The 24,923-nt window shown below is 38.8% G+C and carries 26 protein-coding genes and 1 pseudogene; 1 reads left to right on the forward strand and 26 read right to left on the reverse strand.

Annotation, left to right across the window (positions count from 1 at the left end):
* From HMPREF9425_RS10060 to HMPREF9425_RS05465, 18 genes and pseudogenes are all read right to left on the reverse strand, one after another.
* A pseudogene (locus HMPREF9425_RS10060) lies at nucleotides 1-351 on the reverse strand (IS3 family transposase); the annotation flags it as partial.
* An 83-nt stretch (nucleotides 352-434) separates the two neighbouring features.
* Nucleotides 435-1,832 carry a C69 family dipeptidase gene (locus HMPREF9425_RS05385; RefSeq protein ID WP_003097365.1) on the reverse strand — a complete coding sequence of 466 codons (1,398 nt, stop codon included), beginning with the start codon at nucleotides 1,830-1,832 and terminating at the stop codon, nucleotides 435-437.
* 17 nt (nucleotides 1,833-1,849) lie between these two features.
* Nucleotides 1,850-2,761 carry a DNA-binding protein WhiA gene (gene whiA / locus HMPREF9425_RS05390; RefSeq protein WP_003097366.1) on the reverse strand — a complete coding sequence of 304 codons (912 nt, stop codon included), beginning with the start codon at nucleotides 2,759-2,761 and terminating at the stop codon, nucleotides 1,850-1,852.
* On the reverse strand, nucleotides 2,758-3,732 hold the full coding sequence (locus tag HMPREF9425_RS05395) for a YvcK family protein (protein WP_003097367.1): 975 nt from the start codon (nucleotides 3,730-3,732) through the stop codon (nucleotides 2,758-2,760). The genes whiA and HMPREF9425_RS05395 overlap by 4 nt, the downstream gene beginning before the upstream one ends.
* Entirely contained in the window at nucleotides 3,729-4,619 is an 891-nt protein-coding gene (gene rapZ / locus HMPREF9425_RS05400; RefSeq protein WP_003093833.1) for an RNase adapter RapZ, read from the reverse strand. The genes HMPREF9425_RS05395 and rapZ overlap by 4 nt, the downstream gene beginning before the upstream one ends.
* On the reverse strand, nucleotides 4,600-5,370 hold the full coding sequence (locus tag HMPREF9425_RS05405; protein WP_003093760.1) for a DUF1003 domain-containing protein: 771 nt from the start codon (nucleotides 5,368-5,370) through the stop codon (nucleotides 4,600-4,602). Before HMPREF9425_RS05405 ends, rapZ begins: the two co-directional genes overlap by 20 nt.
* Before the next feature lie 598 nt (nucleotides 5,371-5,968).
* On the reverse strand, nucleotides 5,969-6,223 hold the full coding sequence (locus HMPREF9425_RS09465; RefSeq protein ID WP_003097369.1) for a hypothetical protein: 255 nt from the start codon (nucleotides 6,221-6,223) through the stop codon (nucleotides 5,969-5,971).
* Nucleotides 6,224-6,384: 161 nt separating this feature from the next.
* Nucleotides 6,385-6,624: a hypothetical protein gene (locus HMPREF9425_RS09470; RefSeq protein ID WP_003097371.1), complete on the reverse strand. Its 240-nt coding sequence runs from the start codon at nucleotides 6,622-6,624 to the stop codon at nucleotides 6,385-6,387.
* A 458-nt stretch (nucleotides 6,625-7,082) separates the two neighbouring features.
* Nucleotides 7,083-7,574, reverse strand: coding sequence for a preQ(1) synthase (gene queF / locus HMPREF9425_RS05420; RefSeq protein WP_003097375.1), 492 nt, complete (start codon nucleotides 7,572-7,574; stop codon nucleotides 7,083-7,085).
* A 122-nt stretch (nucleotides 7,575-7,696) separates the two neighbouring features.
* Nucleotides 7,697-8,413 (reverse strand): 7-carboxy-7-deazaguanine synthase QueE, encoded by a 717-nt coding sequence (gene queE, locus HMPREF9425_RS05425; protein WP_003097376.1) that lies wholly within the window; start codon nucleotides 8,411-8,413, stop codon nucleotides 7,697-7,699.
* On the reverse strand, nucleotides 8,406-8,849 hold the full coding sequence (queD, locus tag HMPREF9425_RS05430) for a 6-carboxytetrahydropterin synthase QueD (RefSeq protein WP_003097378.1): 444 nt from the start codon (nucleotides 8,847-8,849) through the stop codon (nucleotides 8,406-8,408). The genes queE and queD overlap by 8 nt, the downstream gene beginning before the upstream one ends.
* Nucleotides 8,849-9,502 (reverse strand): 7-cyano-7-deazaguanine synthase QueC, encoded by a 654-nt coding sequence (gene queC / locus HMPREF9425_RS05435; protein ID WP_003097381.1) that lies wholly within the window; start codon nucleotides 9,500-9,502, stop codon nucleotides 8,849-8,851. The genes queD and queC overlap by 1 nt, the downstream gene beginning before the upstream one ends.
* Nucleotides 9,503-9,676: 174 nt before the next feature.
* Nucleotides 9,677-10,057: a RidA family protein gene (locus tag HMPREF9425_RS05440; RefSeq protein ID WP_002891112.1), complete on the reverse strand. Its 381-nt coding sequence runs from the start codon at nucleotides 10,055-10,057 to the stop codon at nucleotides 9,677-9,679.
* Between the two features lie 108 nt (nucleotides 10,058-10,165).
* Nucleotides 10,166-10,573 carry a hypothetical protein gene (locus HMPREF9425_RS05445; protein ID WP_003097384.1) on the reverse strand — a complete coding sequence of 136 codons (408 nt, stop codon included), beginning with the start codon at nucleotides 10,571-10,573 and terminating at the stop codon, nucleotides 10,166-10,168.
* 26 nt (nucleotides 10,574-10,599) lie between these two features.
* On the reverse strand, nucleotides 10,600-11,946 hold the full coding sequence (gene asnS / locus HMPREF9425_RS05450; RefSeq protein ID WP_003097385.1) for an asparagine--tRNA ligase: 1,347 nt from the start codon (nucleotides 11,944-11,946) through the stop codon (nucleotides 10,600-10,602).
* Between the two features lie 37 nt (nucleotides 11,947-11,983).
* Nucleotides 11,984-13,165, reverse strand: coding sequence for a pyridoxal phosphate-dependent aminotransferase (locus HMPREF9425_RS05455; RefSeq protein ID WP_003097388.1), 1,182 nt, complete (start codon nucleotides 13,163-13,165; stop codon nucleotides 11,984-11,986).
* Nucleotides 13,166-13,169: 4 nt separating this feature from the next.
* A complete protein-coding gene (locus HMPREF9425_RS05460; protein WP_003093469.1) occupies nucleotides 13,170-13,652 on the reverse strand; it encodes a cell wall elongation regulator TseB-like domain-containing protein in 483 nt (160 codons plus the stop codon).
* Between the two features lie 144 nt (nucleotides 13,653-13,796).
* Nucleotides 13,797-16,283: a bifunctional DnaQ family exonuclease/ATP-dependent helicase gene (locus HMPREF9425_RS05465; RefSeq protein ID WP_003097393.1), complete on the reverse strand. Its 2,487-nt coding sequence runs from the start codon at nucleotides 16,281-16,283 to the stop codon at nucleotides 13,797-13,799.
* Nucleotides 16,284-16,378: 95 nt separating this feature from the next.
* Between HMPREF9425_RS05465 and HMPREF9425_RS05470 the strand changes: the two genes are divergently transcribed.
* A complete protein-coding gene (locus tag HMPREF9425_RS05470) occupies nucleotides 16,379-17,014 on the forward strand; it encodes an MBL fold metallo-hydrolase (RefSeq protein WP_003093355.1) in 636 nt (211 codons plus the stop codon).
* A gap of 107 nt (nucleotides 17,015-17,121) precedes the next feature.
* Here HMPREF9425_RS05470 and HMPREF9425_RS05475 read toward each other — a convergent pair whose 3' ends face one another.
* From HMPREF9425_RS05475 to HMPREF9425_RS05510, 8 genes are all read right to left on the reverse strand, one after another.
* Nucleotides 17,122-18,078, reverse strand: coding sequence for an ABC transporter permease (locus HMPREF9425_RS05475; protein ID WP_003093997.1), 957 nt, complete (start codon nucleotides 18,076-18,078; stop codon nucleotides 17,122-17,124).
* Between the two features lies 1 nt (nucleotide 18,079).
* The gene (locus tag HMPREF9425_RS05480) at nucleotides 18,080-19,147 is read right to left on the reverse strand and encodes an ABC transporter permease (protein ID WP_003094699.1); all 1,068 of its coding nucleotides are present in this window, start codon (nucleotides 19,145-19,147) and stop codon (nucleotides 18,080-18,082) included.
* Complete coding sequence (locus HMPREF9425_RS05485) at nucleotides 19,140-20,678, reverse strand: ABC transporter ATP-binding protein (RefSeq protein WP_003093565.1); 1,539 nt, start codon at nucleotides 20,676-20,678, stop codon at nucleotides 19,140-19,142. The genes HMPREF9425_RS05480 and HMPREF9425_RS05485 overlap by 8 nt, the downstream gene beginning before the upstream one ends.
* A 113-nt stretch (nucleotides 20,679-20,791) precedes the next feature.
* A complete protein-coding gene (locus HMPREF9425_RS05490) occupies nucleotides 20,792-21,856 on the reverse strand; it encodes a BMP family lipoprotein (protein WP_172798561.1) in 1,065 nt (354 codons plus the stop codon).
* A gap of 67 nt (nucleotides 21,857-21,923) precedes the next feature.
* Nucleotides 21,924-22,322: a cytidine deaminase gene (locus HMPREF9425_RS05495; RefSeq protein ID WP_003097396.1), complete on the reverse strand. Its 399-nt coding sequence runs from the start codon at nucleotides 22,320-22,322 to the stop codon at nucleotides 21,924-21,926.
* Nucleotides 22,309-22,971, reverse strand: a complete 663-nt coding sequence (gene deoC / locus HMPREF9425_RS05500) for a deoxyribose-phosphate aldolase (RefSeq protein WP_003097397.1) — start codon at nucleotides 22,969-22,971, stop codon at nucleotides 22,309-22,311. Before deoC ends, HMPREF9425_RS05495 begins: the two co-directional genes overlap by 14 nt.
* A 33-nt stretch (nucleotides 22,972-23,004) precedes the next feature.
* The gene (locus HMPREF9425_RS05505; protein ID WP_003097398.1) at nucleotides 23,005-24,282 is read right to left on the reverse strand and encodes a pyrimidine-nucleoside phosphorylase; all 1,278 of its coding nucleotides are present in this window, start codon (nucleotides 24,280-24,282) and stop codon (nucleotides 23,005-23,007) included.
* Nucleotides 24,279-24,869, reverse strand: a complete 591-nt coding sequence (locus HMPREF9425_RS05510) for a class I SAM-dependent methyltransferase (protein WP_003093879.1) — start codon at nucleotides 24,867-24,869, stop codon at nucleotides 24,279-24,281. Before HMPREF9425_RS05510 ends, HMPREF9425_RS05505 begins: the two co-directional genes overlap by 4 nt.
* Nucleotides 24,870-24,923 lie beyond the last annotated feature (54 nt).

Consider the following 24,923-nt stretch of genomic DNA (forward strand, 5'->3'; position numbering starts at 1 on the left):
AGGTACTTTTCCTCTTTTTTTCTCAACAATAGTATACCCATTTTTCTTGTATTGTACTATCCAATTGTTAAGCAATCTTTGATTTGAGAGCCCATACCCATAGTCCAGACAAACACTTTGTTGAGCACAACCTTCAAGTAGCACTTTATCAAACATTTCTCGTTTGAATTTAGGAGAATGGTAACGAATCTTTCCCTTTTTGACGATGTTTATTCCATAACGGTCAATTAATTTCACCATGTACTTTGGATCAGAAATGTTCACCCCAAATTGATTTGAAAGTCGTTTAAAGCTTTTTCCTTGCTTTCTCAGTTCATATATTTGAACTTTATCTTCATAAGTCAATTTCATAATAAAAACACCCCAAAAGTTAGATTTTTTCTGTCTAACTTTTAGGGTGCAGTTCAAAATTGGAAAGGCTTTTTTTGATAACTTTAATCACTCATAGAAAAACGATTAGTCATCAAATTACTTGCATCATCTAAAACTTTTGCCAATAGTTTATCTGTTTCTAACTGTATCTGGTCACTAATCTTTTGATTTTCAGTTTCAAAATCAATACTTTCATCATTTTCCAAAGCAGTATCTACACGATTAATCATGGCATGTCCAAGTGCCATAGTTGTTTCGACATAGTCATCCAAATCTGCTTCATGCTGTTGGAGATGCGGATCACAGATTGCAGCAATCAAACGGTTGCTCCAGTAAAAATTACCTGTATCAACCTTATCTGTTGTTTGACGGAAATAAGCAGGTGTCGTTCCGACTTGAGTCCAGAATGGCACCATTGTACCAAATGGCATTGATCCATAGGCTAACCACTGAATTCCTGTCGTTTCTGATGGTTTGTTAGGACGCATTTGCAAGAGAGCTGTTTGACTAGTACGGTTGATACCGATTGGACGGAATTGGCGTTGACTCACCGTATCTCCTTGAGGTCCATAAGGATCGTAAGGTGTATCTTGGTAATGAAGACTCAAGACATATTTAACATCTTCAACTGTAATTTTGCGGTAAGGTTTTTGGCACCATGGAATGAAGAATGATTTTGGATCATAGTCCTTTTCTGGGTTCAAAAATTTCTGCATAGCCCAAGCGCGTGGTGTATTATAATGACGATCCTTATCTCGTTGGCTACCAAAAGCATAGCGTGGATTAAAGTGTTCGTTAGAATAGGTTAAATCCAAATGATGCTTATTGATAAAGTCCCGGATATCTGGTGAGGCAAGATAGTCGTCTGGATTTTCAAACTCATAATGATCGATACCAAGTTGGTTTGGGTTTGTAACATAGGCATCGTCTGGAACACGTCTGGCAATCCAATGATGACCACCAATTGTTTCTAACCACCAAATTTCCTCAGTATCTGCAAAAGCAATACCATTTGACTCATATGTGCCATAAGTTTCAAGGAGTTCACCCAAGCGAAGGACGCCTTCACGCGCAGTTTTGATATAAGGCAAGACCAATGTTAACATATCCTCTTCTCCAAAACCATCTTTAACAAGAGGGTCTGCACCGAGTACGCGCGCATTGGTGGTGATTGTTTCTGTTGCACTCATGGCAACATTAGCTGAGTTAATACCAGCCTCTCCCCAGATACCGTCTTTACCAAGTGCATCTGGTACAGAGGTATAACGTAAAGGATTATCTGGCAAATCAATTGAAAACTTGCTAAGCACAGACTGATAATGACGTGGTTGGTCTTCAGGAGTCACTACTAGGAACTCTTTGGGCGTAAAAACGCCTGATTGAGAATCTTCAGTACGTGCAATCATGGTAGAGCCATCATATGAGGCTTTCTTACCTACTAAAATCGTTGTACAAGCCATAAAAGCTTCCTTTCTACTTACAAATCGTCTGCTATCTTATTTATTTTTCTGAGACGATGGTTGACACCACTCTTGGTTAGAGGAGGTTCTATACTATCTGCGATTTGCTGGATAGAGTAATCTGGATTAGCAATACGGAGTTGGGCAATTTGACGCAGTTCAACTGGTAAAACCTCCAAGCCAACCGTATCCATAATCTTGATAATGTTATTTATTGTTTTCATGCTAGCGCTAATTGTCCTAGCAATATTAGCTGTCTCAGCATTATTAGCACGATTGAGGTCATTTCTGGTCTCCCTCATAATTTTGACCTCTTCAAAAATCTCCTTAGAAGTCATGGCACCAATAACGATGAGAAAATCCATAATATCCTCAGCTTTTTGAAGATAGGTTACAAAACCATTTTTATGGCTTAAAACCTTGGCATCAAGCATAAATTTTTTCATGAGAGAGGCTAGATCTTCTGCATGGTCCTGATAGACAGAGAAGATTTCCAATTGATAACGGCCTTTTTCAGGATCGCGTATCGTTCCAGTTGCCAAAAAAGCCCCCCGTAAATAGGACCTTCCAGCCTCGTCATCTTCCATTATTGACGTTTCAATGCCTGTTTCAAAGCCAAAGAAAGAATCTGCTAATTGTAAATCAGACAAAATGTCATTGACATTCTCAGCAACAAAGACAGTGTAAACACGATTTTTCTTGAGATTAGTCTTGTTATAATGTCTCAATTCAGGATTGCAATGGTAGCGATTTTCTATCAACTGGTAGATATGACGAGCAATTTTTGCATTCTCTGTCGAAATAGAGAGAGTCAGTCCTTGATTCGTTAAACCAACGGAACCAGACATCTTAATCAATGCTGACAATTCCGCTATATCTTTACTCGAGGCTGCAATTATCTCTTCTTTAACCTTAATCGTGAAACTCATGACTTCTTCCTCACTAGATGCATAAGCTCTTCCACTACCAAATCGCCATGATGGAAGGCGCCTCCGTTCTCAAGTCGCAGAAAATTAGAAGAAACAATTGTTTTTGCTTCACGACGTAAGCCCTCAAAATCATGCTCAACCTGAACAAGGTATTCATCAAATTTATTACTAGCCATGTATTCCTGAGGAACCTTTTTGATGTTAACCAAAACATTATCAATAACATCAGAGCCAAGATGACGATTGAGAACGGCCACATGGTCAGCATCTGAAAATTGCTCCGTTTCTCCATACTGAGTCATAATATTACAAATGTAAGTGACATCAGCCTTGGTCTCTAAAAGTGCTTGACGAATCTCTGGTATAACCAGATTTGGCAAAATCGATGTATAAAGAGAGCCAGGGCCTAGTACAATCATATCACTATTCATAATGGCATCAACAACCTTACGACTTGCCTTCGGCACCTCTTCATTGTAGGTGTTGGTCACATAGACACGCTCAATCATGCCGTCGTATTGAGAAATGCTACTCTCGCCTGCCACCTCATGTCCATCTTGAAAAACGGCATGAAGGGTTAGAGCAGTCTCGCTGGCAGGATAAATCTTACCTGTAACATGGAAAAACTTCGTTAAAAGCTGCATAGCATTATAGGTAGAACCTTGCATTTCTGAGATTCCAGCGATAATCAGGTTTCCAAGTGGGTGACCAGCTAAAGCTCCATCAGTTTGATCAAAACGATATTGGAAAACGCGTTCATAAAGTTTAGGCATATCACTCATAGCAACCAAAACATTACGCAAATCCCCTGGAGGAGTTAGTTTCATAATATCACGCAGATCTCCTGAAGAACCGCCATCATCAGCCACAGTTACAACAGCGGTGATATCAACATCTTTATGACGCAAACTACGAAGAATAACTGGAATACCAGTTCCCCCACCTATTACTGTAATTCTTGGTTTTTTCATGAACGATTCACCGTCTCCTTACGTCTATCCTTATCACGATGTGTTTCATTTACCGTCCAATCATTTTTCAAATCTTGAGCTAGACGATGCGCAAAAGCTACACTACGGTGTTGACCACCTGTACATCCAACAGCAATGGTAAGAACAGATTTACCTTCTTTTTGATAGCCTGGAAGAATTGGTTTAATGAGGTGACTTAAATTCTTGTAAAAATCCTCTGATTCCTTATGAGTCATAACAAAATCATAAACTTCTCTGTCCAAGCCAGTGAGGTTACGAAGAGTAGGATCATAATATGGATTTGGCAAGAAACGGACATCAAATACCAAATCTGCATCCAATGGCAATCCATATTTAAATCCAAAACTCAAAACTTCAATACGGAAAGAAGATTGGTCTTGCTCAGATGAAAATTGTTCAGAAATTGCCTTACGAAGCTGACGTGGAGTTAGTTCAGTTGTATCCACCACGTTTTGACTCAAACTCTTAAGTGGTGACAAAAGTTCACGCTCTAGCTTAATTCCATCCAAAACACGTCCATCTGCCGCTAGTGGATGACTACGACGTGTCTCTTTATAACGTGAAACTAATTCACCATCCGTAGCATCTAAGAAAAGAATTTTGAAATTGAGTTCCTCATTGCTTTCCAACTGATCTAGAATATCGTTAATTTCGTCAAAGAAAACACGACTACGCATGTCGACAACAAGAGCAATCTTATCTGTCTCTTCACTGTGTTTCAACAGCTCAATAACCTTTGGCACCAGTGAAGGTGGAATATTATCAATGGTAAAATAACCAATGTCCTCAAATGATTGAATTGCTACAGTCTTACCTGCACCACTCATCCCTGTAACAACAACTAAATTAATTATCTTTGTCTTCATGAGTCTCCCTTTCTAGTCTCATTTCTTTCAAAACACGAATATCATCTGATATCTTCTCAACTTGTTGACTAACTGCCATTAGCATTTCTGTCTGCAATTTTTGAATAGTAAGCAAATCTGATTGGTCTTGTTGCACCAAGTGATCAATCTTTTCATGTAAAAGTCGGATTTCTTCCTTTGATTGTTTATTGACATGATAGTCATTTCGTGCTTGCAATCGATCATAATCCGATGCTCGATTCTGACTCATCATAATCAGAGGTGCCTGAACTGCAGCCAGTGTAGATAAGGCGAGATTCAACAGAATAAATGGGTACTTGTCAAAGGCAATACCAAAGGGTTGGACGACATTCAGCCCCATCCAAATCCCCATAAAAGCAATGAATGACAAGATAAAAGTCCAAGATCCACCAAATCTGGCCACTTCATCAGCCACCTTTTGGCCAAAAGTAATTCGACTATCCAATTGTTCCTGGACATCCTGGTCTTCGTATAGCAAACTCTTGGTCACATCATGAACTGTTTCACGCACATGCTCATTTTTCTCATTAGCATTGGAGATAACCTCATCGAGAAAAACTAACCTATAGTCCAAAAGACTGATATTACTTATAAAATCATGTCCTTTTAAATCAGGGTAGTCTTTTCTTAGAAGGACCTGTAAACGACTATTCAGTCGTTCGAAATAAGAACCATCTGTCTCGTCGAACCACTCTTTAGAGATATAATCTTGAACTCTTTTTACCTGCATAGTTTCGCCTTCTTTCTAGGCTTTATTATACCACATTGAAGACTCAAACGTTCAATCTATAAAGTAAAAGAATCCAAGACTAATCTCGGGCTCCTCCTATATTGGGACAATATTTAAAATCTTCTTATTGGTAGTTTAAGGTCCAGTAGTAAGTAGCATCACCAGCGACAACGCAAGCAACTGCTGCTTGGGTAACATCTGGACTCATGAGACGCTCACAAATACCACTGAACCATCAGATTCACGACGATAACAATACCATCACTGTTATATCTGTGTGAAATATCTTTGGCATGTAGAAGAGTTGTGCTATTGTAAAGATCATCAGACCATGTAAGCTCTGGCAAACCTGCTGCTTTACGTTATGCATTGATTTCGTTAAATACAGCCATCGCTGAATCAAGCTCAACATAGTCAGAATTTTCAGTTGGTTCTACATGATAAATAAATTTAACATATCTAAATTAAACATCACTATATTTTTTTGTCGTCAACATAGCTCTTGAGATTAGTTATAATAAATAGTCACGTGCCCAAGCAATGCCCTTAAAAGCGTTGAAGTTGTCAATATCTTCATTTCCCAAGTTACATTACAACCTCAGCCAGCATTGTCTATGAATTTTGGAGCAAAATTATTAATGACATAGCCTCTGAATTCATCAACATTTTGGAATGGAAGATCTTCACCAGCTTCACCTATTCCAACTACATTTTCAAAATATAATTTAATGCTTGATGCATTGTTATCATACATGTACTCGTCATTCTCTACAGAATTATGGAATTCTGGATTAAGCTCTGGATTATCACTTGCAGTGCTATTGTCATCGACAAATCTTGGATCTGAATACATAGGATAATCTGTCGGTGGCAATGTTAGTTTTGGTCACTTATCATAGTCAATATTGGTCTCAGGTGCATATGCTGGTATTTCAAGTTCAGGGACTTCGTAACTTGTTTCTGAACTTGAATCGGCTGTTGAAGCTGTTTCTGAGGTTATTGGAGCTTCAGAATCTATGCTTTAATATTTAAAAGTACCCTCTTACCATTTGAATAATAGTAATAATCGACATCATCTTTCAAATAATAGTGAATATCATTTTCATAACGGTAGTGAGGAGCGTTTCTCAAAATCTCATAACCAATCATTAGTGTATTGTTAGAACCACCATTATTGTTATTATAGTCGCCACCACAAACCCAACAACCGTTATAGTTCACATAGTAGCTACCATCACTTAAGATGTAGTACAAATAACCGTTGCTAAATCGGTAAGCACCTGATTCGTTATAATTGTTATAACCATAATCATATCCTTAGTTATATTCAGAATAATAGTTGTTATACCATGAGTTATAAGTATATCCATTACCATAATAAGTATCAGCTTCAGCATGGTCGTCTTTACCGACCACCATTGGTGCTAGTATGGCTGCTCCTAATACAACACACGAAATTAAACGTAAACTTTTTCTTATTGTTTTCATCCCCATTTAAAAAACAAACACACCTCTTTTAAAGCGACCTCTTACACTGCGTTTTACAACTTAATTGTGAGAAAGAAAGTTTCTATTGTCAAACTATTTCAATAATATAACTTTCTAATATATGACCAATATAATGTCAAAAATATTTTTACTTCCGATACCACTTAATCAATTTTTGGACAAGAAAAAAGTCCATTATTTTCATAAGGACTTTTAGAAAGATATTAACGATTATCAATATTTTCCGGGTAAAGATCGTGATTAAAGAGACGTTGCTCTGCCATCTTTTCATACTTAGTTTCTGGACGACCGTAATTATAATAAGGGTCAATCGAAATACCACCACGAGGGGTAAATTTACCCCAAACTTCTAGGTAACGAGGATTCAAAAGCTCTACCAAATCTTTACCAATGGTATTAATACAGTTTTCGTGGAAATCACCGTGATTACGGTAACTAAAGAGGTAAAGCTTTAGAGATTTAGACTCAACGCAGAGCTGATCTGGAATATAAGAAATATAGATGCTTGCAAAATCAGGTTGCCCAGTAATAGGACAAAGTGACGTAAATTCTGGACAGTTGAATTTGATAAAGTAATCATTATCAGTGTGACGATTATCAAAAGACTCCAAGACTTGTGGAGAGTATTCAAAAATATAAGGTGTCTCCTTATTACCAAGGAGAGTGAGGTTCTTCATTTCTTCTTGTTGTGACATTTTTCTTCCTTTATTGTTAATTTTTCTAGACCTTAATATGGTCAATTTTTAATCTAAATTTCTAATGTTAATCATTAAAAAAGTCAAAATACTATCAATTCTAAGCTTATAGAATGTGAAGATTATACTCCGCGCTCATTATCATAGAGTAGGGTATGAAGCTGAGGGAGAACACGTACATTGCCCCATGAGTCATCGGCAGCTACTGTCTCCCACAGTTCTTTAAGGCGATTTAATTGATGTTGGACAATATTACCCTCTGCTTTCGGTTCAGGATTACCAGCTGAGAGAAACATAACATCTGGTTGATAACGCTCCTGAATCATTTTAGCAAAGGCTAAATCTGCATCATCGAAAACAGGAACCTTGAAGGTAACTTTATCAGGATCCAGCTGGGAAACAATAAAGTCAAGGGTTTCCATATTGACTTCCATCTTGGATGATGGCGGTTTAGGACTTAAGGTTACTTGGTCAATATCCTTTAGCCACTCCTGCCAGCGAGAACCCTGTGTTTCAACGGCCAGGGTTACGCCTCTTGCCTTGAGTTTTGAAACGAGTTGAGCCATATTAGCCGCTAGCAGAGCTGGGTTTCCTCCAGATAGAGTAACATAGTCGTAAGTTCCTAGCGCATCTAAAGCTTCAATAACCTCATCAGCTGTCATTCGTGTTGGTTTTTCTGAACCATCCCAGGTGAAGGCAGAATCACACCAATCACAGTGATAATCACATCCTGCAGTTCTTACAAACATGGTCTTTTGCCCAATAGCTCGACCTTCACCTTGAAAGGTCGGCCCAAAAATTTCAAGGACTGGTAGTTTAAGTACTCGTTCTCTAGTCATCTAACCACTCCCGTCTAAACTCCGCAAAAGCTGTCGGTGTCTCATATAGCCGTACATACTCCAAACGAAGCCCACGCTCCTCCGGAAGATATTCACTAGCCGTCTGAAAAATCCAGAAAACCATATTTTCTGCAGTCGTGTTCATATAAGGCAAAGTCTCATTGAGATAACGGTGATCCAGATGAGGTTCCAAATGATCCTTGTAAATGCTCTTAAGGTCACCAAAATCATAGGTCATGCCACGCTCATCCAAGTAACCACTCACTGCTATTTGAAGATGGTAGGTATGACCATGAAGCGATTTGCATTTGCCTTCATAATGAAAGAGATGGTGGGCAGCATCAAAAGTAAACTCTTTAGAAACCATTGTACGGTGAGAATTGTAAACCAAAGACTCACCTGTTTCTTTTTTGATTTCTTTCGGTGCAAAGAACATTAAGCTTCTCCTCTTTCTGCTAGATATTTTTCAAGTCCTTTTTGGCGCAAATGGCAGGCAGGACATTCCCCACAACCAGTCCCAATAATACCGTTATAACAAGTCAGTGTTTTTTCACGAACATAGTCAAAAGCTCCTAGTTGGTCAGCCAAAGCCCAAGTCTCAGCCTTATCTAACCACATAAGAGGAGTCTGAATAACAAAGTCATAGGCCATAGCAAGGTTGAGTGTGACATTAAGTGATTTGACAAAAACATCACGACAGTCTGGATAACCAGAAAAGTCTGTCTCACAAACACCCGTAATAATGTCAGTAATACCACGTTGCTTGGCTAGAACAGCTGCAAAAGAAAGGAAAAGATGATTACGCCCGTCCACAAAAGTATTAGGAACTTCACCTTCTTCTGCCTCAATCTCAAGATCAGATGTTAAGGCATTTTCAGTGATTTGACCAAGCAAAGACATATCCAAAACATGATGCTTTAGCCCTTGTTCTTGCGCAATTTCTTTAGCTACTTCAATTTCCAAGCTATGACGTTGCCCGTAAGCAAAGGTAACTAGTTCAACAGTTTCATAATGTTTTAAAGCCCAAAATAGGCAAGTAGTAGAATCTTGACCGCCACTAAAGACGACCAAAGCTGATTGACGTTTCATAATATTCCTCTTTATTCGTGATGTCTGAGACACATAAAAAGGCCCCTTGGGGGAGCCAAAAAAACGCCAGTAATGGTTTTTTTTAGCGATGGTGTCTCCCAAACATCGAAAATGATTTATCCTTAATAGGATATCATAGTTAAGATAAAAAGAAAAGAGCCAAGACTCTCTTCCTTAATCAATCTCAGCAATAACTTCGATTTCGATTTTAACATCTTTTGGCAAGCGTGCTACTTCCACCGCAGAACGTGCAGGAAAGTCAGATGTAAATGCAGTCGCATAAACCTCGTTAAATGGAACAAAATCATTGATGTCGCTAAGGAAACAAGTTGTTTTGACAACATGGTCAAAGTCTGTTCCAGCTTCCGCCAAAATTGCACCAACATTTTTAAGGACTTGTTCTGTTTGTTCTTGAATCGTTTCACCAATGATTTCACCTGTTTCTGGTGACAATGGTACTTGGCCAGATGCAAACAAAAGATTTCCTACGATTTTACCTTGAACATAAGGTCCAATTGCAGCTGGTGCTTTATCAGTATGAATAGTTTTTGCCATGATAATTCTCCTTCGACTAGTATGTTGTTATTATAGCAAAATATTCTGAAAATTGAAACAGGTATTTTCAAAAAGAAAAGAATTAGCTCCAAACTAATCCTTCTCTTATTATTTCATATACTTTTTGACATAGTCATAGTATTCTGGTTTTTCCTTTTTATTGAGTGCAAAGAGCATTTGCCCTTTCAGAGGCTCCTTGTCATCATTAGGTTGTAAAAAGAGGGCTGTTTCTTTTGATTTTGTTGGGAAAAATATCGTATAAGTCGTCTCTTTCCCTTGATCTTTTACTTTTAACGAAAAATAGGTAAAGTCAGCTTTAGATTTCGGACCATCCACTGTATAGTTATAAACCTGCTCACCAATCTTGAACTTATCTTTCTTAAAGACAATCGTATAATCCTTCTTTAAGGCATCTTGTGCCTGCCAGTCACCCTCTAGTGAGGGAGCAGACTTGCTACAAGCTACCATTGAAACCATACAAAGTAAGGCCAAAAGACCGAGTAACCATCTTTTCATACTTTTGCACTCCTAAAGAATTTTACTTATGGTTTGATACGGTGCAACATACGTGGGAATGGAATAGCTTCACGGATGTGTTTTGTTCCAGCTACGAAAGTAACCATACGTTCAATACCGATACCAAAACCACCGTGTGGTACTGAACCATATTTACGAAGGTCAAGGTAGAATTCGTATTCTGAACGGTCCATTCCGAGTTCATCCATTTTAGCTACAAGAGCATCGTAGTCATCTTCACGCATTGAACCACCGATGATTTCACCATAACCTTCTGGTGCCAAAAGGTCTGCACAAAGAACACGATCAGGATTACCAGGAACTGGTTTCATGTAGAAGGCCTTGAAACTTGCTGGATAATTAACAACGAATGTTGGAACACCAAAATAGTTCGAAATCCAAGTTTCGTGTGGTGAACCAAAGTCATCTCCATGTTCAAGGTGCTCATAATCTGTATCTTCATCATTTTCATGTGCTTGAAGAAGATCAATTGCTTCATCATAAGATACACGCTTGAATGGCTCAGCAATGTATTTCTTAAGAAGATCTACGTCACGTTCAAGAATTTCAAGAGCTTGTGGCGCACGATCAATAACACCTTGAATAAGCGCTTTAACATATGCTTCTTGCAAGTCAAGAGACTCATCATGTGACAAGAACGAATACTCGGCATCCATCATCCAGAACTCAGTCAAGTGACGACGTGTTTTTGATTTTTCGGCACGGAAAACAGGACCAAAGTCAAAGACACGACCAAGAGCCATAGCACCAGCCTCAAGGTAAAGCTGACCAGATTGGCTTAGGTAAGCAGGTGTACCAAAGTAATCCGTTTCAAATAATTCTGTTGAATCTTCAGCTGCATTTCCCGACAAAATTGGACTATCAAATTTGATGAAACCATTTTTATCAAAGAATTCGTAAGTTGCGTAAATAATCGCATTACGAATTTGTTGAACAGCCATTTGTTTACGTGAACGCAACCAAAGGTGACGATTATCCATCAAGAAGTCAGTTCCGTGTTCTTTTGGTGTGATTGGGTAATCATGTGATTCACCGATGACTTCTACTGCTGTCACATCCAACTCGTAACCAAATTTTGAACGTTCGTCTTCTTTGACCACACCAGTCACATAAACTGATGTTTCTTGGCTAAGGCGTTTAACAGTATCAAATTTTTCAGTACCTTCTTCTTCACCGTATTTTTCGATGAAGTTAGGTTTGAAAGCTACCGCTTGGAAAAAGGCAGTTCCATCACGCAATTGAAGAAAGGCCAATTTCCCTTTACCTGATTTGTTAGCTACCCATGCACCGATAGTGATTTCTTCGCCCACGTGTTTAGGCACATCAATAATTGAAACTAATTGTTTAGACATGTAATTACTTCTCTTTTCTTTTGATTTATATTAAAATTTATTTTTCCATAAATGCTTTGATACGACGAACAGCCTCTTTCAGAGTATCTAAATCTGTAGCATAACTAAAACGAATATTTTCAGGAGCACCAAATCCCGCACCTGTCACTAAAGCTACCTCTGCCTCTTCAAGGATGGCATTGGTAAAATCATTGACATCTGTATAGCCTTTGATTTCCATAGCTTTTTTAACATTAGGGAAAAGGTAAAAGGCACCTTGAGGTTTGATAACTTCAAATCCGGGTACTTCAGCCAAGAGTGGATAAATCGTATTTAAACGTTCTTCAAAGGCTTGACGCATCTCTTCGATAGAAGACTGATCACCGGTTAAAGCTTCAATAGCAGCGTATTGAGAAACTGCTGTAAGATTTGATGTTGTTTGGCTAATAATCTTCGCCATTCCTGAAATAATTTCTGGATCTCCTACAGCAAATCCCACGCGCCAACCTGTCATAGCATAGGTCTTAGAAACGCCATTAATCACAATTGTTTGCTTACGAATAGCATCTGACAAGCTTGAAATTGGTGTGAAAGTATTGCCATTATAGACCAATCGGCCATAAATGTCATCAGCTAAAATCAAAATATCGTGCTCAACCGCCCAGTCACCAATTGCTTGCAATTCTTCCTTACTATAAATCATTCCTGTTGGATTTGATGGAGAATTAAGCAAGACAACTTTAGTTTTTTCAGTACGGGCTGCTTCAAGTTGTTCAACCGTTGCTTTAAAGTGATTAGCTTCAGTCGTTTGGAAAGTGACCGGAACACCTTCAACCATTTTAACTTGGTCTACGTAAGAAACCCAGCAAGGTGTTGGAATAATGACTTCATCACCAGGATTGATAACCGTAGCAAAGAAAGCATATAAGATAAACTTCGCACCAGTGCCAACAACAACCTCATTTGGTTTTACAGCATAGCCATAGAAGTTTTCCATGTAAGTGCTAATCTCATCCTTAAGTTCTGGGAGTCCAGAAGCTACGGTATAGAAACTTGCCTTACCATTTTCAATAGAGGCAATGGCAGCATCTTGAATGTTCTTAGGTGTCACAAAATCTGGTTCACCAAGTGTCAAACTCAAGATATCACGTCCTTGAGCTTTAAGAGCTTTAGCACGCGCACTGGCAGCTAAAGTAACACTTTCTTCCATTTGTAATACACGATTTGATAATTTTGTCATTTCATTATAGTCCTTCCACTTTAATAACCTGACCTGAGATAAAATCAACCAGATAATACTGGGTTCCTGACTTCACTTCCCAAATAGGAGTTTTGCCATATTTTCCTAGGTGGACATAGGATATATCCTTAGCACCATAGGCTTTAGCTGCTTTTTTAGCCACTGACTTACTAATACCATCCGATTGCTTGTAGATATCAACCTCACCTGAATCATGACTCACGATAACAGCCAGTTTCTCACCTTGACCAGACTTTCCAAGAAGTCCGTAGTAGGTTGCCTGACCGTTGTAGATATTAAATTCAGAAACAGTATGAAGATCAGCTTTGGTCTTAGCTATGGCAATCACTTGCTTCTCAGCATCGACATAGGGCTTTACCGCAACAACTAGCATTGCTGTAATGGACACAATTACAGTCACAACAAGTACAATCATTCCAAAAATAAGCTGTTGCTTTTTTGTCCACGGTTGTCGTTGTTTACGCATAATGCCTCCTAAAAAAGTTTCTGAATTTATTATATCAGAAAAAGAGAAATCTTTACATAGCTATATCACTGGTAATAACTATCTTTTTATGACTCAGGAAATGCATAGAAACTCTGTCGTCTTAGAATATCTTTGCCTAAGAAATTAGCAGTCTTTTTCTAAGAATTCTTGAATGTCCTCTTTCAGCAGCTTAAATGGGGCATGTTTTAGGATGATTTCTTGTGACACTTCCTTTATGAACAGTTTTCCATAGCTCTTAACTAGGGGACGATTATCCATTAGTAAAATAGCTGATCGCTGTTCTGGTCTTCTTTGGGCACGGCCAATAGCCTGTTTGAAACGTAAAACCGTCATCGGGAGACTGTAACTATCAAAAGTACTTCTTCCTTGCTTAGATAACAAAGACTCTATTTTTTGATAGAAAGGATCTTTAGGATTGTCAAAAGGAAGACGTGTGATAACCTCGATAACCTTATCTTGTTGAGCAAAATCAGCACCCTCCCAGAACGACCCCATACCAAGTAAGAGATTAGTCTCACCTTTATCGAAACGTTTTTTGACATTAAAAGCTGTCCCATTTTTCTCTTGAGTCAAGTGATGAACTTTCCTATGATCTAACAAATCAGAAACAGCTATCATACTCTTTCGAGATGTAAATAATACTAAAATAGGATATCCCATTGCAGATAGTTTCTGGAGTCGCTTTGCAATCGCTTCTCCATATTCTTCTTCAGAAGAAACACCAATCATAGGCATGGTTTGATCAATCCAGATAGCTTGATTTGGTAAAGTTTCCATTGGAAGCCTTACTTTACGTACCTGACTTAGTCCTAATAAATCAGCCACATCGACGTCTGGACCAATATCAATTGTTGCTGAAACGATTAACACTTTTTGAGCACTTGGGAGATAACTTGATAATTTCAATAGCTCCTGACGTGAAGCCTTTAAATAAGTAACGCGATGTTCCTGATAATAGTCTGTTTCAAGCCAAAAATGACTGTAAAGCGGTGTGTTCAATGGTGACAGCATCTCCATCACATCACTCTCACCTTCAAGTTCAGAAATGGTTTGAAGCAAACGATTTAATTGCTGTCGATTATACTGCTTCTGAGGGAATCGTTGATGCTCTTGAATTAAATGGCTCACTTCAAACTGCAAATTTTCAAGCAAACGCTGTTGCAACAAAGTCTGACTATCACTATCAAGAATACGATGAATCTGTTGCAAAAGAGTCGTAAGATTGACTTGATGACGTGAAAACTGTTCCAAAGCCAGAACCATCTTTTGTCCTTCATCAATCACAAGAGTCTTTCCTCGAACAAAATCATGGTCATCTTCCATACGTGTCAATAGATAAGCATGATTGGTTACAACAACTCTAGCTTCTTGACCTTTTTGATAAGACTGCTTCCAAAAATCGTAACCTGCAAAAAGACTATCTGCCTTTAGCTTACCATCATGTTTGATTTCATCAAAATAAGCCATGTAGCGTTGTTTCTGTTTAATTTCGTCAAGATCACCAGTTTCGGTTTCAGTCAACCAAACTAAAAGTTGCATTTTATAACGATTAATCAAACGGTTACTATCCTGACGTAATAAGGTATGGTAAAAAGCATCTAATTTGATATAGTTCGTTGGTCCTTTGAGACTATGAAAGCTAATGTTAAAAACTTCTGCTAAGGCCTTAGCCTCCTTACTCATAATCTGATTTTGAAGAAGCTTGGTCGGAACAGCTACTACTACTTTATCGACATCGGCTTGTGCTAACAAGGGGAGCAGGTAGCCATAGGTTTTCCCGATTCCAGTTTGAGCTTGAATCATTGAAATATCAGTATTGTCAAGTTCCCTCCTCACTGTCTTCGCAAATTCCTCTTGTTTAGATCTTGATTCCAAACCTAAGAGAGCAATATTAGTTTCAAAATCTTGAGAAAGCTTACGTTCCGACATGTAAGTCAAAGGTCTACGAAGTACGATACCAGATTCCTCAAGCATGACATATTCCTTTGAAAGACTGTTAGTTTTACCTTTTATAGCATCACGAATAACCAATTCAGACTCAAAAAGCAAATTATCAGAAAATGTCAAAAGCATATCAATGGTCTGTCTAGGTAAGCTAGCAATCTTATCCATCAAATGAAACAAAAGCTGTCCTGTAGCTCTCGCATCTTCAATTGCTGTATGAGCTTGTGCTAAGTCAAGATTTAAGACTTGTGATAAATAAGAAAGTTTATATTGTTCTAGCGTCGGATAAAAGACCTGAGCCAATTCTACCGTATCAACACGTGGTGTCCTTAGTTCGAAGCCCTCCATAAAAAGTGCCTCTGCAAGCAAGTTAGCATCAAATTTTACATTATGGGCAACAAAAATACAATCCTCAATCAGTTCAAAAATGGTTCTAGCAATTTCTGAGAAATCTGGTGCCTGAGACAACTGTTGATCAGTAATTCCTGTTAAGTGAACAATATGATCATCAAGTTCTTGGTGTGGGTTAACGTCACTCGCAAATTCATCAATTACCAGACCGTTTTGCATGATGACAATTCCCACCTGAATGATACAAGCCGTTGATGAAGCCGATGTAGCTTCCAAATCAACAATGGCATATTTATTCGTGTTTTTTTCACTCATAGTGACCTTATTATAGCATATCCAAGACACCAAAAAAAGACAAAACCATCATTCTGATATTGGAAAAAGCCTGAATTTCGTGCTAAACTAGAGCTATGAAAATAAAACGAATTTTAAATCCTGTTGCCCAGGAAAATACCTATATTTTAGAAAATGAATCAGCCAGCTTAGTCATTGATCCAGGAAGCAACACTTCAAGTATCTTAGCTGAACTCGAGGAAATTGCTAAACCTGTTGTGGCTATCCTCTTGACCCACACGCACTACGATCACATTATAAGCGTCGAAGCTGTCCGTCAAGCTTATAACCACCCACCTGTCTATGTCGCAGAAACTGAGAAAGACTGGTTAATGAATCCTGTTCATAATTTGTCTGGTCTTCCACGTCATGATGATATGGAGGATGTTATTGTCAATCCTGCTGACTACTACTTTGATTTTATCAAGGACTATAACATCGGCAACTTCCAGTTTAAAGTCGTTCCAACTCCTGGACATTCTATCGGTGGAGTTTCCTTTATCTTTGAAAAAGAAGAAACTGTTTTTTCTGGTGATGCCCTTTTTAAAGAAACAGTTGGGCGATGGGACCTTCCTACAGGTAATCACGACCAGTTACTTTCTAGCATTCAAGAGCAACTCTTCACTCTTCCTAATCACTATCGCATTTTCCCAGGCCACGGATGGGACACAACTATCGGTCACGAAAAAGTCTTTAACCCACATTTTTCATAAAAAGAAAAGCTCATCACTGCTGTTCTCATTTCGGCAAAGTTGGGCTTTTTGAGTACAGAAAAGAAGGCCCAAGGGCCTTCCTTCTCATCAGAAACTCTTTTGAGTTCCTATTTAGATTTGATATAGTTAACACCATCTGCTTTAGGTGCAACGGCTTTACCGAAGAATGCAGCTAAAACAATAATTGTCAAAATATATGGTGCAATTTGCAAATAGACGTTTGGTACATGTGAAATAACAGGTAACTGTTTTCCGATGATTGCCAATGATTGTGACAAACCGAAGAACAAACTTGAGAGCATAGCTCCAACTGGATTCCAACGACCAAAAATCATAGCAGCCAAAGCGATGAAACCAGGACCAGCAATAGTGGTAACGGCAAAGTTATTTGAAATCGATTGGGCGTAAACCGCACCACCAACACCACCAAGGAAACCAGAAATCATAACACCGTAGTAACGCATACGATAAACGTTAATCCCAAGTGTATCTGCAGCCTGTGGATGCTCACCTACTGAGCGAAGACGCAAACCAAAGCGAGTCTTGAAGATAACCCACCATGACACAACTGAAACCAAAATAGCTACATATGCAATCAAGGAAACGTTCGTAAAGAAGACTTTACCCAAGATTGGAATATGGCTCAAAATTGGAAATGATACAGTTTTAAAGTTATGGCTAATAGCTGGTGTTTGACCGGCACCAAAGATAACACGTGTCAGAAAGACTGCTAAAGATGGAGCAATCAAGTTCAATACCGTACCAGAAACAACATGGTCCGCACGGAAATTAATGGTCGCAACCGCGTGGAGCAATGAGTAAACAAGACCAATAAGACCTGCTACAATCGCGGCAATCCAAGGAGTTGCATCACCAAAGCTATCTGCAAAATTCAAGTTAAAGATAACACCTGCGAAGGCTCCAATAACCATGATTCCTTCAAGACCGACATTTACGATACCACCTCGTTCAGAGAAAGTACCACCGATACTTGTGAAAATCAATGGTGCTGAGTATTTCAGCATAGAGGCAACAATCAAGGCTAAAATTGTAATGAAGTCCATATTAGTTTTGTCCTCCTTTAGCTTTCACTGACTTATGACGAGGGAGAACCCAATATCTAATAATGTAGTTAGCACCAACAAAGAATATAATCAAAGCAGATACAACGTCGATAACCTCAGAAGGCACACCAATCATACCACTCTTACCTACAGACAAGACACCATAAAGAAGGGCAGCAAACGGAATACCAATAGGTGAATTAGTAGCCAAAAGAGCAACCGCCATACCGTTCCAACCAATTGCCAATGAAGAGTTTTGAACAAATGCATTTTGGAAGGTACCAAGTCCTTCTACTGTTCCTCCAAGTCCACAAAGGGCACCTGAAATAATCATAGACATAATAATAACACGTTTTGATGACATCCCTGCATATTCAGACGCATGAGGGTTGAGACCTACAGATGTAATTTCAAAACCAGTTGTTGTTTTCTTGAGCATGAACCAAACAAGGAAAACTGCTGCAAGAGCAAGGAAGAAACCAATATTAAAACGTGAGCCACCAGTTAAAGATGATAAGAATTCTGTTTGGTAGCTTGCAGAGGATGCGACCTTATTAGATGCTTCTGATGAACGCAACATGTCGGCTGTAAAACCAAATCGAACAATATTATTTGCTACATACAAAATGATGTAGTTCATCATGATGGTAACAATGACCTCACTAGTTCCCAAATAAGCACGAAGAATACCCGGAATTGCACCAGCGATACCACCAGCTACAAGACCGATGATTACTGTACAGAAAACTGAAACCACTTTTGGTAATTCTGGAAACGCTAATGCAAACCACACAGCAGAGGTCCAACCAGCTAAGGCTTGCCCTGGCAAACCAACGTTGAAAAATCCTGCCTTAGATGCTACAGAGAAACCAAGTGCAATCAGAATCAATGGACTCATGGCACGTAGAATTTCACCGATATTTTTCAAAGAGCCAAAGGCCGTTGAGAAAAGATCGTAGTAAGCCCAGAATGGGTCGTAACCAAAGATTAACATCAAAACAGCACCGACCAACATTCCCAAGAGAACAGCAATTAAAGGAACTGCCCAATTTTGTGTTTTTTTAGACATTTGCTTCCTCCTTATTCAATTGTCCACCAGCCATAAGGATACCAAGATCTTGCTTATTGGTTTCAGCAGGATCTAAGATACCTTGAATTGCACCATCATAGATAACAGCAATTTGATCTGACATATCAAGAATTTCATCCAATTCAAAGCTGACAACAATGACAGCCTTACCTTTATCACGTTCAGCGATAATACGTTTACGGATGTACTCAATGGCACCAACATCAAGACCACGAGTTGGTTGACTTACAATAAGAAGATCTGGATTACGGTCAATTTCACGGGCGATAACTGCTTTTTGTTGGTTACCACCTGACAAATCACCACCGGCGATTAATTCTCCAGCACCACGAACGTCAAATTCGTTCATCAATTCACGAGCCTTTGCATTTATGATATTATAATTCAAAATACCGTTCTTAGAATTAGGCTCCTTATAATAGGTTTGAAGAGCAATATTTTCAGCAACTGTCATCTCAAGAATCATACCATCACGATGGCGATCTTCTGGAATATGACCGACACTCATCTCAGTAATCTGACGTGTAGTCTTATGAATGATAGACTCACCCTTAATAGTGATGTCACCAGATTTAATTTTACGAAGTCCCGTAATTGCTTGGACAAGTTCTGTCTGTCCATTTCCGTCAATACCAGCGATACCAATTATCTCACCAGCACGCACATCTAACGATAAGTTTTTAACAGCTGGAACACCTCGATTCTCATTAACCACCAAATTTTTAATAGAAAGAACCACTTCTTTAGGATTTGAAGGAATTTTATCTGTCTTAAAGGAAACATGACGACCAACCATCATTTCAGCCAAATCGGCATTTGTAGAGCCTTCAATAGTAACTGTATCAATTGACTTACCACGTCTAATAACCGTAACACGATCAGAAACCGTACGAATTTCATCCAACTTATGGGTGATAAGGATAATAGACTTACCTTCCTTAACCAAAGTTCTCATGATGTTTAAAAGCTCCGTAATTTCAGAAGGTGTCAAAACGGCTGTGGGCTCATCGAAAATCAAAATATCAGCACCACGGTACAAGGTTTTAAGGATTTCAACACGTTGTTGGGCACCGACAGAGATGTCTGCAATCTTAGCTGATGGATCAACCGCCAGGCCGTATCGTTGAGATAATTCTGTAATTTCCTTTACAGCCTTCTTCATATCAAGAACACCACCAGATTTGGTCACTTCACTACCTAAAATGATGTTTTCAGCAACTGTAAAAGCTTCAACCAACATAAAGTGCTGGTGGACCATCCCAATACCCAATTTTGTTGCTTTAGACGGTGAATCAATCGTCACAGCTTGCCCATTTACCTTAATTGTTCCGCTTGTAGGCTGTAACAGACCTGCAAGCATATTCATCAAGGTTGACTTACCTGCACCATTTTCACCGAGGAGGGCATGGATTTCTCCTGGTCTCACATCGAGATTGATGTGATCGTTTGCAACAAATTCACCAAATTTTTTGGTAATGTCGTGCATTTCAATGACATTTGGCTTGGTCATACAATCTCCTCTCAAAAATAATTATTATATCAGCAAAGGAAATCATAAACTGCTTCCCTTTGCTGAGACAAAAATTGTCCCAGTTTAAAGTCTAAGTGTGTGTACTTAACCCATTATTTGCTAAGACCATCAGTTGGTTTCAATTCACCATTCTTGATTTGTTCTTTAGCTTTTACGACTGCATCCTTAATATCTGAAGGGAGATTAGATGTTACGATGTCAACACCGCCATCTTTGATACCATAAGTCTTAGTTTTACCACCTTCAAATTTCTTGCCTTTAACTTGATCGTTAGCAATGTCTTTAACGACTGCACCAACTTGTTTGATTGTTGAAGTCAATACAAAGTTAGATTTTTTATTGTCTGAAGATGTATAGTTTCCTTCTGCTGATTGGTCGCGGTCAACACCGATTACCCAAACCTTTTTATCGCTATCAGCGCTAAGTTTTTCATTAACCTCTTTAGCGGCTGTGAAGACACCTGTACCAGTTCCACCAGCTGCTTGATAGATAACATCTGCGCCTGAAGCATACATTGTTGAAGCAATAGTTGAACCTTTGGCAGCATCAGAGAATGACTCAGCATATTGAACTTGAACATCAATATCAGGTTTTACAGATTTAGCACCTGCAGTGAAACCAGCTTCGAAACGTGTAATTGTGTCTGATTTTTGACCACCGATGAAACCAACTTTGTTTGTTTTTGATTGCATTGCTGCGGCAATACCTGCAAGGTAAGCTCCTTCATTATCAGCAAACAATACGCTTTCAACGTTCTTTTGGTCTTTAACTACATCATCGACGATAACGTAATTAATTTTCTCGTTATCTTTAGCTGATTCTGAAACAGCATCGTGAAGTGCAAAACCAACACCAAAGATAAGATTATAATTTTGGTCTACAGCTGATGACATGTTTGTTGCAAAATCAGATTCTGAGTTTGATTGGAAATATGTGAAACCTGAATCTTTTTCAAGTTTGTTAGCTTTACCCCAAGCTTGAAGACCTTCCCATGCTGATTGGTTAAATGATTTATCATCAACACCACCAGTATCTGTAACAATTGCAGCTTTAACTTTCGAATCAGCTGCTGAACCACCTCGTCCACCACGAGCACAGGCCACAAGACCAAGTGCTGCTACAGCAACAAGGCCAATTCCAATAATTTTCTTGTTCAATTTCATCTTGAACACTCCTCCTATAACTTGCAAGAAAACTTGCTTAATAAAGAATAAAACAACTAGACTATTGTAAGTCTGTAAAAGAGTATGGTAACAACTCTCCGACTGTCATCTCGACTGTCGATTTATCTTTAGCGATAAGAATCACTTTAGAATCAGATTCAAAAAATTCAACCATCACTTGGCGACATGCACCACATGGTGATATAGGCTCTTTGGTATCACCGTAAACAGCGAGACACTCAAAATCACAGTATCCTTCAGATACCGCTTTAAAAATAGCCGTTCTTTCTGCACAATTGGTCAACCCAAAAGAGGCATTTTCTATATTGCAGCCTTGAAAGATTTCTCCATTTTTTGTAATCAAAGCCGCACCAACTCTAAACTTAGAGTAGGGAACATAGGCATTTTCTGCTGCCAATCGAGCTGCTTCTATCACTTTATCTTTGTTAGTAACTGTCATGGCTTTCTTGACCTTTCGTAATGGCAACTCCAGACGAAGTACCAATACGGGTTGCCCCAGCTTTGATAAAGGCTTGGGCAGCCTCAAGTGTACGAGCACCACCTGATGCTTTCACTCCCATAGTTGGGCCAACGGTCTCACGCATGAGTTCAATATCCTCAATGGTAGCCCCACCAGTAGAGAATCCTGTAGATGTCTTCACAAAATCTGCACCTGCTAGTTTTACTAATTGGCAAGCTTGGACTTTTTCTTCATCAGTTAAGAGACAAGTTTCAATGATTACCTTTACAAGACTTCTTCCACTAGCTTCAACAACAGCTTTAATGTCGTCTTCAACTAATTTAAGATTTCTAGATTTAAGAGCACCAATATTGATAACCATATCAATTTCATCAGCTCCATTAGCAATAGCATCCTTAGCTTCAAAGGCCTTGACAGCTGATGTAGAAGCCCCTAAAGGAAAACCAATTACTGTACAGACGTTAACAGAACTGTCTTTCAAAAGTTCTGCTGCAGTCTTTACCCAAGTTGGATTAACACAAACACTCGCAAATTGATATTTCTTAGCCTCGTCAATTAAGGCATAAATCTGTTCCTCATTAGCGTCAGCTTTTAATAAAGTATGATCAATATAGCTATTAACAGACATAAAAAAACTCCTTAATTAGATTGAGATTAAGTCCTAAGAAATAATTTTCAATATTTCATTTGGCTTTTTACACACTCTACCAATAATAACATTTTTTTTGAATTCAGTCAGCATTTTTTCAGATAAAATTTCTTGGCTATAGACCTTAGCGATAAGGTCTCCTTGAGCTACAGAGTCGCCAACTTTCTTTTCAAAAACAATTCCGGTTTCATAATTAAGACTGTCAGTCTTTGTAGCACGACCTGCTCCTAATTGCATGGCAAACTTCCCAAAAGCCATAGCTGGAAGCTCCTCTATGTAACCAGCTTCATCTGCATGAATTTCTGTCATAATAGGCGCATTACTACAACGATAAAGATCCTCTATATCACCGCCCTGAGCTAGAATGAGCTCTTCAAACTTGGCAAGTGCTTTTCCACCAACTAGATGCTGACGAATTTCTTCTGGGCTAACCTCAACCTGTGCTAAATCCAATAAAATTTCGGCTAGCTCGCAGATAAAGTCAGTGATATCCTCACGACCCTTACCCTGCATAATTTCAATCGCCTCAGTGATTTCTAGACGGTTACCAATAGCTTTACCTAGTGGTTGACTCATATCTGTAATTACAGCGATTGTTTGACGATTTACTTCGCGACCTAGTGCAACCATAGTCTCAGACAACTTCTCAGCATCTGACATGTTTTTCATGAAAGCCCCTTGACCAACGGTAACATCCAGCAAAATCTTATCAGCACCTGCTGCAATTTTTTTAGACATGACAGAGCTTGCAATTAGAGGAATAGAATCTACTGTTGCAGTCACATCACGTAGAGCATACAAGAGTTTATCAGCCTTAACCAAATGTTCCGACTGACCAATAAGAGAAATCCCAATTTCTTTAACCTGGTCAATAAACTCTTCCTTGCTACGTTCAACCTGATAACCTTTAATAGACTCGAGTTTATCAATAGTTCCGCCTGTATGACCAAGACCACGTCCACTCATTTTAGCTACTGGCACTCCAAAACTAGCTACAAGTGGCATGAGAATAATGGTTACTTTATCACCAACACCTCCGGTCGAATGTTTGTCCACCTTAACACCTGGGATTTCTGACAGGTCATATTGTTCACCCGAAGCAACCATTTCTGTCGTTAAATCATGGATTTCACGAATAGACATACCTTGATAGTAAATAGCCATTGCCAAAGCAGCTATCTGATAATCAGGTATTGCTCCAGAAACGTAGCCATTAATGAGATAAGTAATTTCTTCTGTGGTTAATTCTCCAGCATCTCTTTTCTTTTCAATTAAATCAACTGTTCTCATACCTTTTCACTTCTTAGGATATAATATCCCTTGTCCTTCTTTACAACTTCAGCATTTCCAAACACTTCCTCCATCTTAGCCTTAGCTGACGGAGCTCCTTGTTTTTTCTGAATCACTATAGTTAAAGTACCACTTAGATTGAGATGGTCGTAGGCTTCCTCAATAACTTGATGAACCACTTTCTTACCAGCACGAATGGGGGGATTAGAAATCACATAATCAAAGCTTCCTGTGACATTCTTATAGATGTTGGATTGAAAAATAGTAGCCTCGACCTTATTGCGTTCGGCATTCTGTTTAGCCAAATCTATAGCCCTACTATTGATATCAATCATAGTGACTTTGACTCCTTGAACCTTGGCTAAACTGATACCAAGAGGGCCATAACCACAACCTACATCAAGAACTGTCTTTCCAGCCTCTAAATCTAAAGCGTTCAGAAGTACTTGACTTCCAAAATCAATCATTTTCTTAGAGAATACTCCAGCATCCGTATAAAACTGGAAACTTTCTCCTAATAGATTTACTTTTAAATCATGAATATCGTGAGCCGCATCTGGCGTCTCAGCATAGTACATTTTTGACATAATTTTCCTTCTAAATAGTCCTTTTCTTTTATTCTAACAGAAATATAAAACTTA

Source organism: Streptococcus vestibularis ATCC 49124 (assembly GCF_000188295.1).
GTDB classification, from domain to species: Bacteria; Bacillota; Bacilli; order Lactobacillales; family Streptococcaceae; genus Streptococcus; species Streptococcus vestibularis.

Bases quoted from the DNA above. Each gene is read 5' to 3' on its own strand.
- HMPREF9425_RS05465 (WP_003097393.1), bottom strand. From the start codon at position 16,283: ATGAGTGAAAAAAACACGAATAAATATGCCATTGTTGATTTGGAAGCT.
- HMPREF9425_RS05395 (WP_003097367.1), bottom strand. From the start codon at position 3,732: ATGAAAAAACCAAGAATTACAGTAATAGGTGGGGGAACTGGTATTCCA.
- HMPREF9425_RS05505 (WP_003097398.1), bottom strand. From the start codon at position 24,282: ATGAGAACAGTTGATTTAATTGAAAAGAAAAGAGATGCTGGAGAATTA.
- queC (WP_003097381.1), bottom strand. From the start codon at position 9,502: ATGAAACGTCAATCAGCTTTGGTCGTCTTTAGTGGCGGTCAAGATTCT.
- HMPREF9425_RS05495 (WP_003097396.1), bottom strand. From the start codon at position 22,322: ATGACAGTTACTAACAAAGATAAAGTGATAGAAGCAGCTCGATTGGCA.
- queF (WP_003097375.1), bottom strand. From the start codon at position 7,574: ATGTCACAACAAGAAGAAATGAAGAACCTCACTCTCCTTGGTAATAAG.
- queE (WP_003097376.1), bottom strand. From the start codon at position 8,413: ATGACTAGAGAACGAGTACTTAAACTACCAGTCCTTGAAATTTTTGGG.
- asnS (WP_003097385.1), bottom strand. From the start codon at position 11,946: ATGTCTAAACAATTAGTTTCAATTATTGATGTGCCTAAACACGTGGGC.
- HMPREF9425_RS05385 (WP_003097365.1), bottom strand. From the start codon at position 1,832: ATGGCTTGTACAACGATTTTAGTAGGTAAGAAAGCCTCATATGATGGC.
- HMPREF9425_RS05485 (WP_003093565.1), bottom strand. From the start codon at position 20,678: ATGACCAAGCCAAATGTCATTGAAATGCACGACATTACCAAAAAATTT.
- HMPREF9425_RS05440 (WP_002891112.1), bottom strand. From the start codon at position 10,057: ATGGCAAAAACTATTCATACTGATAAAGCACCAGCTGCAATTGGACCT.
- rapZ (WP_003093833.1), bottom strand. From the start codon at position 4,619: ATGAAGACAAAGATAATTAATTTAGTTGTTGTTACAGGGATGAGTGGT.
- HMPREF9425_RS05510 (WP_003093879.1), bottom strand. From the start codon at position 24,869: ATGTCAAAAATGTACTATGCTGAGACGCCAGATGCGGCTCACGATATT.
- HMPREF9425_RS05405 (WP_003093760.1), bottom strand. From the start codon at position 5,370: ATGCAGGTAAAAAGAGTTCAAGATTATATCTCTAAAGAGTGGTTCGAC.
- HMPREF9425_RS09465 (WP_003097369.1), bottom strand. From the start codon at position 6,223: ATGTATTCAGATCCAAGATTTGTCGATGACAATAGCACTGCAAGTGAT.
- HMPREF9425_RS05460 (WP_003093469.1), bottom strand. From the start codon at position 13,652: ATGCGTAAACAACGACAACCGTGGACAAAAAAGCAACAGCTTATTTTT.
- queD (WP_003097378.1), bottom strand. From the start codon at position 8,849: ATGTTCTTTGCACCGAAAGAAATCAAAAAAGAAACAGGTGAGTCTTTG.
- whiA (WP_003097366.1), bottom strand. From the start codon at position 2,761: ATGAGTTTCACGATTAAGGTTAAAGAAGAGATAATTGCAGCCTCGAGT.
- HMPREF9425_RS05470 (WP_003093355.1), top strand. From the start codon at position 16,379: ATGAAAATAAAACGAATTTTAAATCCTGTTGCCCAGGAAAATACCTAT.
- HMPREF9425_RS05455 (WP_003097388.1), bottom strand. From the start codon at position 13,165: ATGACAAAATTATCAAATCGTGTATTACAAATGGAAGAAAGTGTTACT.
- HMPREF9425_RS05480 (WP_003094699.1), bottom strand. From the start codon at position 19,147: ATGTCTAAAAAAACACAAAATTGGGCAGTTCCTTTAATTGCTGTTCTC.
- deoC (WP_003097397.1), bottom strand. From the start codon at position 22,971: ATGTCTGTTAATAGCTATATTGATCATACTTTATTAAAAGCTGACGCT.
- HMPREF9425_RS05475 (WP_003093997.1), bottom strand. From the start codon at position 18,078: ATGGACTTCATTACAATTTTAGCCTTGATTGTTGCCTCTATGCTGAAA.
- HMPREF9425_RS05445 (WP_003097384.1), bottom strand. From the start codon at position 10,573: ATGAAAAGATGGTTACTCGGTCTTTTGGCCTTACTTTGTATGGTTTCA.